The following is a 12698-nucleotide window of genomic DNA, read 5'->3' on the forward strand; positions in this document are numbered from 1 at the left end:
CGTGAGCTGCCGGCGGACGAGCGGCCGCGGGAGCGGCTGCTGGCGCAGGGGGCGCGGGCGTTGGGCGACGCCGAGCTGCTGGCGATCCTGCTGCGCACCGGGCGGCCGGGAGCGTCGGCCCTCGAGGTGGCGCGCGAGATCCTGACGGCGATCGGCGGTCTGCCCGGCCTCGCCGGGACGGGGGCGCAGGGGCTCCTGCGCAAAGGACTCGGCGAGGCCAAGGCGGCAGCACTACTTGCCGCCGCCGAGGTCGGGCGGCGCCTGGCGAGGAACGACGCCGTCGAGCGCGCCGTCCTCGGGGCGCCGGCCGCGGTCGCGAGCTACCTCGCGCTGCGCTACGGGGTGCGTGACCAGGAGGTGATGGGCGCCCTCTACCTCGACACGCGCAATCGCCTCCTCGCCGAGCGCGAGCTCTATCGTGGCACCGTCAACCGCGCGGCGGTCGAGCCGCGGGCGATCCTCAAAGAGGGGTTGCTGCACGGTGCCTGCGGCATGGTCGTCTTCCACACCCATCCCTCCGGCGATCCGAGTCCAAGTCCGGAGGACCTCGCCTTCACCCGGCGTCTCGCCGAAGGCGGCGAGCTCGTCGGTGTGCGGCTGGTCGACCACCTGATCCTGGGCGGCGTCGGGCGCTGGGTTTCCCTGCGTGAGCGCGGCGCATGGTAATTTCGGGCGGTGCGCGGCAAGGACCTCCATCTCGATTGCTTCAGCGGCCTGGCGGGAGACATGTTCCTCGGCGCCTGCCTCGACATGGGGATGCCGTCGAGTGTCGTCGCGGAGGCCGTCGCCAGCCTGAACCTGCACGGCATCTCCATCGAGTCGCGAAAGACCACCCGCGCCGGCTTCGCCGGCACGCGGTTCCGCGTCCTCGACCATGGCAAACCGGTCGAGGGACCCGATCCGGAGGAGCTGGACCCTGAGTCCGCCGTGGAAGGGCGATCGAAGGTACTTTCAGCAGCAAGGCAACAAGAAGCAAAGCTCTCGGTAAATGATGGTGGCAGCCGCAGCGGCGGTGCGGCGGGCGGACACCCTCATCCGCACGATCACCCTCATGCGGAGCCTCATTCGCGTTCGCACGCGCACTCGCGCTCCGACGAAGCGGGCTTCGTGGCAGCCGAGCCTGGCCACGAACGCGACGCGGACCACCCCCTCTACCAGCAAGCTTTTTCTGAGGCCTCGCCTGCTCCTGCGCCCGAGGCTGGATACGGACACCAGCACCACCGTGACCAAGACCAGGACCATGCCCACGGCCGTAACCTGGCGGAGATCCTGGAGCTCATCGATTCGAGCGGGCTCGCGCCGGCGGTGAAGTCGCGCGCCCGCGCGCTCTTTCACCGCTTGGGGGAGGCCGAAGCGAAGGCGCACGGCATGGCGGTCGAGCGCGTGCAGTTTCACGAGGTGGGGGCGGTCGATTCGATCGTCGACCTCGTGGGAGCCGCGGCGGCGGTCGAGTGGCTGGCGCCGCGGCGGATCACCTGCGGCGCGGTGAACCTCGGCGGCGGCACGGTGCGCGGCGCGCACGGCCTCCTGCCGGTGCCGCCGCCGGCGGTCGCCGAGCTCATGCGCGGGCTGCCGGTCTACGGCAGCGACCGTTCGGTGGGCGAGCTCCTGACACCGACCGGAGCGGTGCTGCTCGTCGAGCTGGTGGATGAGTTCGTGGAACTGCCGACGCTGCTCGTCTCCGGCGTGGGGTACGGTCTCGGCCGCAAGGAGACCGCCGGCCGGCCGAACGCCGTGCGGTTGATCTCGGGGAGCTCCTGGCCGGCGACCGCGAGCGACGAAACGAACAGGGAGGTCCTGGTCGTCGAGTGCGAAATCGACGATCTCTCCGGCGAAGGGCTCGGGCATGCCATGACCCGACTGATCGCCGAGGGCGCTCTCGACGTGTACATGACGCCGGTGCAGATGAAGAAGGGCCGGCCAGGAATCCTGTTGACGATGCTCAGCCGGCGTCCGGACCTCGAGCGCCTTTCGGGGATCCTGCTCGCCGAGACCGGCTCCCTCGGTTGTCGATTTCAGGCCACCGGGCGTTTCGAGGCCGAGCGCGAGATCGTCACGCTGACGACCCGCTTCGGTGATGTTCGGGTCAAGCGCTCCCGATTCCTCGGCCGAACGATCTCCAATGCACCGGAGTACGAGGACTGCAGGCGCCTGGCGGAAGTCGCTGGAACCACCTGGCGGGCAGTCCACGAAGCTGCGCTGGTCGAAGCCGCCGCGGCGTCGTTTTCCTTGTGAGGTACTTTTCTTGAAGAAGCTACTGCAGGTCGGCTCGCTCGAGTACGGCGTCGCCGGCGAAGTCAGCTTGCGCTGGGCGGCGGTCGACCTGACTCCAGCGGTGGAAGAGGCGCGCCAGCGCCACGATCTGTCGCCGATCGCCGCGGTGGCGCTCGGTCGCGCGATGGCCGGCGCGACCCTCCTGCTGCGGCTCTCGGTGCGCGCTTCGCGACGGCTCACCTTGACCGTCACCGGCGACGGACCGATCGGCAAGATCGTTGCCGAGGTCGACAGCGAAGGCAACCTCCGCGGGCTGGTGGGGGAGCCGCACGTCGCTTTGCCCGAGCCCGCGGAAGGGCAGGCGGGCGAGCGCAAGGCGGGACTGCGGATCGCCGAGGCGGTGGGCCGGGGGCTCCTGCGCGTCCGCCGCGAGCTCATCGACGGCAGCTCCTACGAGAGCCAGGTGGCGCTCGAGTCGGGCGAGATCGGTCTCGACCTGGCGCACTTCCTGGAGCAGAGCGAGCAGACCCAGTCGGTCGTCCTGGTCGGCGTGTTGGAGGGACCGGAAGGGATCCGCGCCGCGGGCGGGATGATCGTCGAGGTGATGCCCGGCGCGCGTGAAGATGCGGTCGAACAGCTCGAGTTGAATCTGGCGCGGATCGGCGGCGTCAGCCGGACGATCGGGCGCGGCGGCCTCGCCGAGCTCCGCGACGATGTGCTCCATGGCCTCGAGCCGGAGCTCATCGATCGCCGGGAGGTCCGATTCCGCTGCAGTTGCAGCCGCGAGGGGCTGCTCGGCAGTCTCGTCGGGCTGCCTCCCGAGGACTTCGACTCGATCCGCGACGACGAGGGGCGCGTCGAGGCGGAGTGTTCGTACTGCGGCGCGCGCTACCTCTTTCAGCGAGGCGAGCTCGCGACGAGTTAGCGTCTGCCAGGGCTCCGGGGCGGAGAGCGCTGATAGACTGCCTGCCCAGCGAGAGGCAGGAACATCCGAATGCCGCCCTACTACCTCACCACCCCGATCTACTACGTCAACGATCTGCCCCACATCGGGCATATCTTCACCACCGTCGTCGCCGACACCCTGGCGCGCTACCGCCGGATGGCGGGCGACGACGTTCGGTTCCTGACCGGGACCGACGAACACGGCCAGAACATCGAGCGCGCGGCGGCGCGCGAAGGAGTCACCCCGCTGCAGCTTGCCGACAAGGTCGTGGCCCGCTACCACGAGCTCTGGAAGACCTTCGGTATCTCGCACGATGATTTCATCCGCACGAGCGAGCCGCGCCACGAACAGGGCGTCGTCGAGCTCATCCGGCGGATCGAGGCGGCGGGTGATCTCTATCTCGCGAAGCACGAAGGCTGGTACTGCTCGCCCTGCGAGCTCTTCTACACCGAGAAGGAGCTCTCGCCGGGACAGAAGTGCCCGGTGCACGGCGCCGCCGTCGAATGGAAGTCGGAGGAGAACGTCTTCTTCCGGCTGGCGAAGTACCAGCAGCCGCTGCTCGACTGGATCGACGCCAACCCCGAGGCGATCCGCCCCGAAACGCGCCGGAACGAAGTGCGCTCGTTCGTCGAGTCGGGCCTGCGCGACCTCTCGGTCAGCCGCACCGGGCTCGCCTGGGGGATCCCGTTCCCGGGCTATCCCGGCCACACCGTCTACGTCTGGCTGGATGCGCTGGCGAACTACATCACCGCGCTCGGCTTCGGCGCCGAAGGCGCAACGGCCGGGGCTCCCCACGGTCCTGACGGGCTGAATGCGAAAGGCTCGAACAAGGGGGGGGCGATCGAGGCGGCGGTGCAGGAGCGCGCCGTCGGCGAGCGCGGAACGCCCGCAGCCGGCGCCGACGCACGAGCCCCCGAAGCCGAGCCTGCGTCCTCCCTTTACCGGTCCTTTTGGAGCAATTCTCCTGACGAGACCACTGGGCCGACTCGCGTCCATCTGATGGGCAAGGACATCCTGCGCTTTCACGCGGTCTACTGGCCGGCCTTCCTGATGTCTGCCGGGCTGCCGCTCCCGACCCAGGTCTGGGCGCACGGCTGGTGGCTGCGCGACTCGAAGAAGATGTCGAAGTCGGTCGGCAACGTCGTGCGGCCGGACGATCTCGTGGCGCGTTTCGGGCCCGACGCGCTGCGCTATTACCTGCTCCGGGAGATGGTTTTCGGGCAGGACGCCAACTTCTCCGACGAGGCGTTCGTCGACCGCTTCAACAGCGACCTCGCGAACGACCTCGGCAACACCGCGAGCCGCGTCGTGAGGGTGACGCGCGGGGCGTTTGACGGACGGACCCCGCCGCTCTCGTGCGACGAAAATCCGCTCATCCCGGTCGCCCGCCAGGTCGTCGCCGACTATCGCGCGGCGATGGACCAGCTGGCCTTCCAGGACGCCCTGCGGGCGCTCTGGCGGCTGCTCGCCGAAGCGAACCAGTATCTGGTCGTCCGCGAGCCGTGGAAGATGGTCAAGGCCGAGGGCGCGACCGACGCGCTCTCGCGCATCCTCTGGAACGGACTCGAGGCAGTGCGCATCGTCGCTACCGGCCTGCTGCCGTTCATGCCGACCGTGGCGCGCCAGGTGCTCGCGGCGGTCGGCACGGGCACCGTGACGGAGAATCTCGACGCCATGGCCTGGGGCGGCACGCCCACTTCCGCGCCGCTGCCGGAGCTGGCGCCGCTCTTTCCGAGAATCGACAAGGAGAAGTTCATGTCCGAAATCCACTCGTCCGCGCCGGGGACGACACCTCCGGCGGCGGCTGCAGAGACCTCCACTCCTGCTTCGGCAGCTGCAACCGCGGTCGCGCCGGCTGCTGCGGCGGTGGGAGCCGAGGTCTCAATCGACCAATTCTTCGCCACCGAGCTCAAGGTCGGCACGGTCCGGTTCGCCGAGCGGGTGCCGAAGTCCGACAAGCTGATCCGCCTCCTGGTCGACCTCGGCGAAGAGACGCCGCGCCAGCTCGTGGCCGGCATCGGCAAGGCGTACGCGCCGGAAGAGCTGGTGGGCGAACAGGTCGTCGTCGTGGCCAATCTCAAGCCGGCGAAGCTCATGGGCGTCGAATCGCGCGGCATGATCCTCGCAGCGACCGATGCCGACGGCAAGCCGATCCTCGTCCGACCGCACGCCACAGGAGCGGCGAACGGAACGCGCGTGAAGTGAGCTCGCGCCCTTTCCTCATCGACTCGCACTGCCACCTGCAGTATCTCGATCCGGCGGAGCAGGCGGCCGCCATCGGGCGCGCCCGGGCGCGCGGCGTCGAGGGATTCCTGGTGCCGGCGACCGAGCTCGACCAGGCCGAAACGTTGCTCGCGCTCTGCCACTCGCAGGAAAACGTCTGGTGCGCCATCGGCGTGCACCCACACGAGGCGGCGAGCTGGCAATCGGGCGACGAAGCCCGGTTGCGCGATCTTCTCGCCGACCCGAAAGTGGTCGCAGTGGGGGAGTGCGGGCTGGACTTCTTCTACGACCACGCGCCGCGCGAGGTGCAGGAAGATGTCCTGCGAGCGCAATGGCGAGTCGCGGTCGAGCTCGACCTGCCGGCGATCGTCCACAACCGCGACTCGAACGAGCGCATGCTCGCGATCCTCGCCGAGCCGGAGTTCGCTACCCTGAAGGCCGACTTCCATTCGTTCGCCGGCGGCCGCGAGATGGGCGAGACCGTCGTGGCCCACGGTTGCATGCTCGGCATGTCGGGGATGGTCACGTTTCCCAAAGCGGACAACGTCCGCGAGGTCATCCCGGGAACGCCGCACGACCGCTTCCTGGTCGAGACCGACACCCCGTACCTGGCGCCGGTGCCCCATCGCGGCAAGCCCAACGAACCGTCGTTCATCGTCGAGATCGCGACGCGGCTGGGCCTCGAGCTCGGCCTCGACCTCGCGGCGACGGCGGCGCTCACGACGGAGAATTTCTTCCGCTTTTTTGCGAAGGCCGAAGCCTCAGCCTAGTCGTCCGCTCGCTCGGGGTCCTGTCCGGTCCGTCTTGGTACGCCGGGGACACGTATCCGCCTTGGGGCTTTCTGGGTCGGTTCGGGCGCTAACTTGAGGCGGCTACATGTCCCCAGCTGCGGGTTCGGCCAGCCCTGGTAGGAAGGGTGGCGAAGGAACTGCCTTTCAGCGCCGGCTCACCGCGAGGCGAAGGGCGCTCGGGATCCAAAGTGGGCGACCACGCTTCAAATAGGAGCCCGCTTTGGATCCCGAGCGCCCGAGCACGCGACCACGCGGGCTGGCCGGGACACACAAATGGGACACACACCGGCGTGCGTCCCATTTGTGTGTCCCGTTTGTGTGTCCCGGGTCAGACGGGGTTGGGGATGTCGATGAATTCGTGGGTGAGGCCGAAGCGGGCGGCGAGGTGGTCGCCCAGGGCCTGGATGCCGAGACGTTCGCTGGCGTAGTGGCCGACGGCGAGAAAGTGAATGCGGCTCTCCTTCGCCACGTTCATCACCCATTCGGTCGGCTCGCCGGTGATGTAGGCGTCGAGGCCGGCGGCGATCGCCTGATGAAGCTCGCCGGCGGCGCCGCCGCTCACCATGCCCACGGTCGAGATCTCCTCCGGGCCATGAAGGAAGGCGAGCGGCTCCTGGCCGAAGACGGTGCGGCAGCGCGTGACCAGCTCCTCGCGGGAGACCGGCTCGGGATAGCGGCCGCGGAAGCCGATCGGCAGGCCATGGTAGTCGGCGAACGGCTCGACCGAATAGAGCCCGAGCCGCTTCACGGCGAGAATGTTGTTGCCCAGCTCCGGATGGCGGTCGAGCGGCAGATGGTAGGCGAGCAGGTGGATCCCGGCCTCGAGGAGCGTCGCGACGCGGGCGTAGGTGTGCCCCGTGAGCTGGCGCGGCATGCCGTCCCAGAAGAGCCCATGATGGACCAGAACCGCGTCGGCGCCGGCGTCGCGGGCGCGCTCGAAGAGCTCGACGCAGGAGGAGACCCCCGTCGCGATCTTGCGGATCGGGCGGCGCCCCTGGACCTGCAGACCGTTCGGACCGAAGTCCTTGCCTGCGGCGGCCTCCAGCAGCCGATCGAGGTGATCCGACAGTTCGGTGATCGAAAGCTCTCCGTGTGCCATCGTGGCCTCGATTTCCTGGGCTTTCAAACCCTTCCGGACGCTCTCGCCCGGACAGATGAAAAAAGGGCCGGATCGTTGCCGACCCGGCCCAATTCTAGTTCCAGTTCTGCAGTCGCGTCAGCGACGCGGACCGCGCGAATCGCGGCCACCGCCACCGCTGCGGCCGCCGCGCTCCGGACGGCCACCGCGGCCGCCGCGATCTCCGCCCCGACCCGCCGGCGGACCGTCGGCCCGGGGCGGGCGCTCGTCTTCGCTCATTCCCATGCCGGCGTACTGTGCCGGATCGTAGTCCGGAGCTTCGACGATGACCGCCTTGCGGGAGAGACGGACGCGGCCGGTGTCGTCGATGTCGATGACCTTGACCGTGAGCTCGTCGCCCTCCTTGACCACGTCGCTGGTCTCGCGGACCCGGTAGGGAGCGAGCTCGCTGATGTGGACGAGGCCATCCGTGCCGGGCATGATCTCGACGAAGCAGCCGTAGGCTTCGACGCGGCGGACACTGCCGGTGTAGATCTTTCCGATCTCCGGCACCTGGGTCAGGCGCTCGACCATCTGGATCGCGCGCTTGGCGGCTTCGGCGTTGGGCGAGGCGATGATCACGCGGCCGTCGTTCTCGACCTCGACCTGGCAACCGGTCTCCTCGACGATCGAGCGGATCGTCTTGCCACCGGGTCCGATGATGTCGCGGATCTTCTCCTTGTTGATCTGGATCGTGTAGAGCCGCGGCGCGAAGTCGGAGAGGTCGACACGCGGGGTGCCGATGATCGCCTCCATCTTGCCGAGGATGTGCAGCCGGCCGATGCGGGCCTGCTCGAGGGCGGTCTCCATGACCGATTTCGAGACGCCGCCGACCTTGATGTCCATCTGCAGGGCGGTGATGCCCTTGCGGGTGCCGGCGACCTTGAAGTCCATGTCGCCGTAGTGGTCCTCCTGGCCGGCGATGTCGGTCAGGACGGCGAAGTTGTCGCCGCGCTGAACGAGACCCATCGCGACGCCCGCGACCGGCGCGAGCAGCGGCACGCCGGCGTCGAAGAGAGCCAGAGAGCCGCCGCAGACCGTCGCCATCGACGACGAGCCGTTCGACTCCAGGATGTCGGAGACGACGCGGATGGTGTACGGGAAGTCCTCTTCGTTCGGCAGCACCGGCAGCAGGGCCCGGCGGGCGAGGACGCCATGCCCGATCTCGCGCCGGGAGGCACCGCGCAGGAACTTGACCTCACCGACCGAAAAGGGCGGGAAGTTGTAGTGCAGGAGGAACTTCTGCTTGCTCTCGCCCTCGTACTCCTCGATGATCTGGGCGTCGCGCTGGGTGCCGAGCGTGACCGTGGCGAGCGCCTGCGTCTCGCCGCGAGTGAAGAGCGCCGAGCCGTGCGTCCGGGGCAGCACTCCGACCTCGATATCGATGGCGCGGATCTCGTCCAGCTTGCGCGAATCGAAGCGGTTGCGGTCGTTGAGCACCGAGTCGTAGAGCGTCTCTTCCTCGAGCGTCTCGATGACCTTCTTGGCCGCCGAGCGCTTGGTGGGATTGTCCTCGGGGATCGTGCCGAGGTACCCCTTCACGACCGTCGAGACGGCGTCCTTGCGCTCGAACTTGCCCTGGGTGTGGAGGGCGGCCTTGAGCTGCGAGTGGATGGCGCCCCGCACCTCGTTGTAAAGCTCCTGCGGATAGGCCTCCGGGGCGGTCCATGCCGGCTTCGAGAGCCCGCGCTCGCGGAACATCGAAATCTGGGCCTGGATGACCTTCTGCAGCTCGGCGTGGCCCGCCCAGATGCAGTCGAGCAGGGTCTGCTCGGAGAGCTGATTGGCGCCGGCCTCGACCATCATGACCGCCGCCTCCGAGCCGACGACCACCAGGTCGAGGTCGGCCACGTCGCGCTGGCTGTTGGTCGGATTGAAGACCACCTGGCCGTCGATCAGACCAACGCGCACCGCGGCGATGGGGTTGTAGAACGGGATCTCGGAGAGGACGAGCGCCGTCGAGGCGCCGTTGATCGCCAGGATGTCCGGATCGTGCTCGCCGTCGGCGGAGAGTACGAACGAGATGATCTGCGTCTCGGCGGTGTAGCCCGGGGGAAACAGCGGGCGCAGCGGCCGGTCGATCATGCGGGCGGTGATCGTCTCCTTCTCGGTCGAGCGTCCTTCGCGCTTGAAGAATCCGCCGGGGATCCGGCCTGCCGCGTAGGCGTACTCGCGGTAGTCGACGGTCAGCGGCAGGAAGTCGCGCGGCAGGGTGCTCGCCTGCATGCAGGCGGTGGTGAGGACGACGGTGTCGCCGAGGCGGACGACGCAAGCGCCGTGAGCCTGCTTGGCGATGTGGCCGGTTTCCAGAGAGAGACTCTCCGAGCCGACCTGAACGGTTCTCTGCGTTTTCATTGATTTTCCTTGATCTTCATTGAGCTGCATGAACGGCGGGTCGGGAACGGCGGCCCGGTCACCGGATCCCCGTGGGGAAGCCGTGGACCGGGTGCGTTCCCGCCGCCGATCGGAGGGGGTCCGAGGGGTAGGAAGAGAGCTACTTGCGGATTCCCAGGCGCTCGATGACCTGGCGGTAGCGGTCGGCGTCCCGCCGCTTCATGTAGTCGAGCAGGCGGCGGCGCTGGCCGACGAGCTTCAGCAGACCGCGGCGGCTGTGGTGATCCTTGGTGTGGGTCTTGAAGTGCCCGGTGAGCTCGTTGATCCGCTGGGTGAGCAGCGCGATCTGCACGTCGGTCGAGCCGGTGTCGGTCTCGTGAATCCGGAAATCCCGGATGATCTCTGCCTTTTCCTGATGCAAGTCTCTTCTCCTTCTGTGGGGTGGCGATCGCTTGGTATCGCCCGGTTTTGGGGGCCCTTTGTCTATATCCTCGAAAAGCTTACCACGTCGGGGCCGCCCTTGAACACGATACGCGGCTGGAGGACGGCCGTGCCGCCGTTCCCGATGGCCTCGACCACCGAGCCGACGGCAACCAGCTCGCCGACCCGGTCGACCATCCGCACCCACTCGCCGGCCGAACCGCCGAGGGCCGAGAGAATCACCGTCTGGCCATTGACCGCCCGGCGCTCCTGCAGTGCGTCGAGGGTTGCCGTGATGAACGGCAGGGGGATCGCGGCCAGGGGCAGAAAGGCCGATTCGAGGGCAATTCCGCCGGCGTTGCGCCGGTTCGCCTCGGCGAGCGTCAGGGCCTGCCCGACGTCGAACCAGAGCCCGGGCTTGCCGATCCGCGTGCGGCGCAGCTTCGAGAGGTGGGCGCCGGTGCCGACGGCGGTGCCGACGTCGTGGGCGAGGCTCCGCGCATAGGTGCCGGAGCTGCACGTCAGGCGGAAGTCGATCCGGTTCTCGGCCAGATCGGAGAGCCGGACGAACTCATCCACCGTCACCATCTTGCTGGCGACCGGGATCTCCTCACCCCGACGCGCCATCTCGTAAAGTTTCACGCCCTGGATCTTGTGCGCGCTGTAGGCCGGGAGCCGCTGCTCGAAGGTGCCGGCGAAGGTCGCCATCGCGGCGTCGATCGCCTCGCCAGTGAGACCCTCGGTCGGTCGCTCGGCGACCGGACGGCCCGAGGCGTCGTAGGTGTCGGTCTCCAGGCCGAAGGTGATCGTTCCCTCGTAGACTTTGCGCGCCTGGATCAGGAAGCGCGTGAGCCGGGTCGCCTGTCCCATCGTCACGAGCAGCAGCCCGGTGGCGTCGGGATCGAGCGTGCCGCAATGCCCCACCCGCTTCTGCTTGAAGATCCGGCGCACCATCTGCACGACGTCGTGCGAGGTGCAGCCACCCTCCTTGTCGACCAGCAGCAACCCGTCAAGCGTCATGGTCGACCTCCAGAGTCCCGAGAGCGCTCGCGAGCTCAGCGACCAGAGTCGTCTTCAGCCCGGCGAGCTCGCCTTCCACCTTGCAGCCGGCGGCGTTCTTGTGGCCCCCGCCGCCACGGCGCTGGGCGACCGCCTGGACGTCGACAGGTCCGCGGCTGCGCAGCGAGACCTTCCATTGCCCGGGCCCGGTCTCGCGCAGCATCGCGACCGCCTCGACGCCGGCGATCGAACGCGGGCTGTCGACGAGACCTTCGGAATCCCCAGCTACGGCGCCGGCGCGACGGAACATCTCCAGCGTCAGATGCACCGAGGCGACCCGCCCTCCGGCATGGAGCTCGAGAGTGCCGAGCAACTCGCCGAGCAGGCGCACGGCGCCCTCGGGCTGGCTCTCGTTCAGCCACTGCGAGACCTGCTCGGGCCGCGCCCCTTCGCGGACGAGCGTCGCCGCGGCCTCGAAGGCGGCCGGCGTGGCGTTGGAAAAGCGGAAGCCGCCGGTGTCGCTGACCAGCGCCAGCAGCAGGCAGTCGGCGGTCTGCGGATCGACCGCGATGCCGAGCCGGCGGGCGAGGGCGGCGACCATGACGCCGACCGCGGGCGCTTCGGTATCGACCCAGTTCGCCACGCCATAGAGCGCATTCCCGAGGTGGTGATCGATGTTCACCAGCGGCAGCTGTGCGAGCCGCTCCTCGAGGCCGGTCCGGTCGAGCGTCGGGCACTCGAGGACGACGGCACAGTCGAACGCGGCGGGGAAGCCGGCGGGGGGCTCGGCGCCGACGTGGATCCCGGCGCTGTCGGGCAGCGACCGGTAGGTGCCCGGCGTCGGGTGGAAGTTCCAGATCCGCGCCGCCTTGCCGGCGCGGTGGAGAAGCCGCATCAGGCCGATCTCCGAACCGATGGCGTCGCCGTCGGGATTGGCGTGGCTGGTGATGAGGAAGCGCCGATGGCTGCCGAGCAGCAAGGACAGGTTCTCAGGTATCACTCGGTTCCTTGTGCAGCTTGTCGAGGAGCTCGGTCATGTCCTGCAGATATTCGGCGCCGCGATCGAGCTCGAAAGCGAGCTCCGGAGTGACCCGGAGCTTGAGTCGGCGTCCGATCTGACTGCGCAGGAAGCCCTTGGCATGCTCGATGCCTGCCATCGTCTGCTGGCGGGTCTCTTCGTCGCCCAGCACGGAGATCCAGATGCGGGCGTGACCCAGGTCTCTCGCGACCTGCACGCGCGAGATGGTCGCGAGCGCGACCCGAGGATCGCGCACCTCGCGCATCAGGAGGACCGAAAGCTCCTTGCGGAGCGAGTCGGCGACGCGATCGGTTCGTTGGCTCATCCACCTTCCTCCAGAATCTGCGGCTCCCAGCCCAGGACGACCGCCTCACCCTCGTCGTCGGCGAGCCGCAGGACCTCGTCCAGCAACTGCTGTGCGGTGGCCTCGTTCGCCGCCACCAGCGCCACTCCGATCTCGGCCCGCTGCAATCTGTCGTGCAGGCCGGTTTCGGCGGCGGAGATCCGGTGGCGCGCGTGCAGGCGATCGATCAGGCTCCGCACCACCCGGCGCTTCGCCTTGAGATCGTGGACGTGGGGGAGCTCGAGGTCGAGAATTCCGAGGCCGACGTACATGCGATGCGATTCCGCAGTTCG

12 protein-coding genes are annotated in these 12698 nt (G+C 68.6%); 5 read left to right on the forward strand and 7 right to left on the reverse strand.

The window, feature by feature from the left end; genetic code table 11:
* From radC to KBI44_08945, 5 genes are all read left to right on the forward strand, one after another.
* Positions 1 to 666, forward strand: a 666-nt coding sequence (radC, locus tag KBI44_08925; protein ID MBP9144592.1) for a DNA repair protein RadC, incomplete at its 5' end; no start/stop codon positions are given.
* Between the two features lie 9 nt (positions 667 to 675).
* Positions 676 to 2235 carry a nickel pincer cofactor biosynthesis protein LarC gene (gene larC / locus KBI44_08930; protein ID MBP9144593.1) on the forward strand — a complete coding sequence of 520 codons (1560 nt, stop codon included), beginning with the start codon at positions 676 to 678 and terminating at the stop codon, positions 2233 to 2235.
* A gap of 10 nt (positions 2236 to 2245) precedes the next feature.
* A complete protein-coding gene (locus KBI44_08935; GenBank protein ID MBP9144594.1) occupies positions 2246 to 3139 on the forward strand; it encodes an Hsp33 family molecular chaperone HslO in 894 nt (297 codons plus the stop codon).
* 69 nt (positions 3140 to 3208) lie between these two features.
* The gene (gene metG, locus KBI44_08940; protein ID MBP9144595.1) at positions 3209 to 5365 is read left to right on the forward strand and encodes a methionine--tRNA ligase subunit beta; all 2157 of its coding nucleotides are present in this window, start codon (positions 3209 to 3211) and stop codon (positions 5363 to 5365) included.
* Entirely contained in the window at positions 5362 to 6153 is a 792-nt protein-coding gene (locus tag KBI44_08945) for a TatD family hydrolase (protein MBP9144596.1), read from the forward strand. The genes metG and KBI44_08945 overlap by 4 nt, the downstream gene beginning before the upstream one ends.
* A 349-nt stretch (positions 6154 to 6502) precedes the next feature.
* Here the strand turns inward: KBI44_08945 and KBI44_08950 are convergent, their stop codons facing one another.
* The 7 genes from KBI44_08950 to KBI44_08980 all read right to left on the reverse strand — a co-directional run bounded on the left by KBI44_08950 (position 6503) and on the right by KBI44_08980 (position 12677).
* Positions 6503 to 7273, reverse strand: coding sequence for a Nif3-like dinuclear metal center hexameric protein (locus KBI44_08950; protein MBP9144597.1), 771 nt, complete (start codon positions 7271 to 7273; stop codon positions 6503 to 6505).
* Positions 7274 to 7390: 117 nt separating this feature from the next.
* Complete coding sequence (pnp, locus tag KBI44_08955; protein ID MBP9144598.1) at positions 7391 to 9646, reverse strand: polyribonucleotide nucleotidyltransferase; 2256 nt, start codon at positions 9644 to 9646, stop codon at positions 7391 to 7393.
* Positions 9647 to 9785: 139 nt separating this feature from the next.
* Positions 9786 to 10046 (reverse strand): 30S ribosomal protein S15, encoded by a 261-nt coding sequence (gene rpsO / locus KBI44_08960; protein MBP9144599.1) that lies wholly within the window; start codon positions 10044 to 10046, stop codon positions 9786 to 9788.
* 62 nt (positions 10047 to 10108) lie between these two features.
* Complete coding sequence (truB, locus tag KBI44_08965) at positions 10109 to 11065, reverse strand: tRNA pseudouridine(55) synthase TruB (GenBank protein ID MBP9144600.1); 957 nt, start codon at positions 11063 to 11065, stop codon at positions 10109 to 10111.
* Positions 11055 to 12044: a bifunctional oligoribonuclease/PAP phosphatase NrnA gene (locus KBI44_08970; protein MBP9144601.1), complete on the reverse strand. Its 990-nt coding sequence runs from the start codon at positions 12042 to 12044 to the stop codon at positions 11055 to 11057. The genes truB and KBI44_08970 overlap by 11 nt, the downstream gene beginning before the upstream one ends.
* Positions 12034 to 12387 carry a 30S ribosome-binding factor RbfA gene (rbfA, locus tag KBI44_08975; GenBank protein ID MBP9144602.1) on the reverse strand — a complete coding sequence of 118 codons (354 nt, stop codon included), beginning with the start codon at positions 12385 to 12387 and terminating at the stop codon, positions 12034 to 12036. Before rbfA ends, KBI44_08970 begins: the two co-directional genes overlap by 11 nt.
* Positions 12384 to 12677, reverse strand: a complete 294-nt coding sequence (locus KBI44_08980) for a DUF503 domain-containing protein (protein ID MBP9144603.1) — start codon at positions 12675 to 12677, stop codon at positions 12384 to 12386. The genes rbfA and KBI44_08980 overlap by 4 nt, the downstream gene beginning before the upstream one ends.
* Between the last annotated feature and the right edge of the window lie 21 nt (positions 12678 to 12698).

This window comes from Thermoanaerobaculia bacterium (genome assembly GCA_018057705.1).
Taxonomy (GTDB): domain Bacteria; phylum Acidobacteriota; class Thermoanaerobaculia; order Multivoradales; family JAGPDF01; genus JAGPDF01.

Bases quoted from the DNA above. Each gene is read 5' to 3' on its own strand.
- metG (MBP9144595.1), top strand. From the start codon at position 3,209: ATGCCGCCCTACTACCTCACCACCCCGATCTACTACGTCAACGATCTG.
- KBI44_08950 (MBP9144597.1), bottom strand. From the start codon at position 7,273: ATGGCACACGGAGAGCTTTCGATCACCGAACTGTCGGATCACCTCGAT.
- pnp (MBP9144598.1), bottom strand. From the start codon at position 9,646: ATGAAAACGCAGAGAACCGTTCAGGTCGGCTCGGAGAGTCTCTCTCTG.
- truB (MBP9144600.1), bottom strand. From the start codon at position 11,065: ATGACGCTTGACGGGTTGCTGCTGGTCGACAAGGAGGGTGGCTGCACC.
- rbfA (MBP9144602.1), bottom strand. From the start codon at position 12,387: ATGAGCCAACGAACCGATCGCGTCGCCGACTCGCTCCGCAAGGAGCTT.
- KBI44_08980 (MBP9144603.1), bottom strand. From the start codon at position 12,677: ATGTACGTCGGCCTCGGAATTCTCGACCTCGAGCTCCCCCACGTCCAC.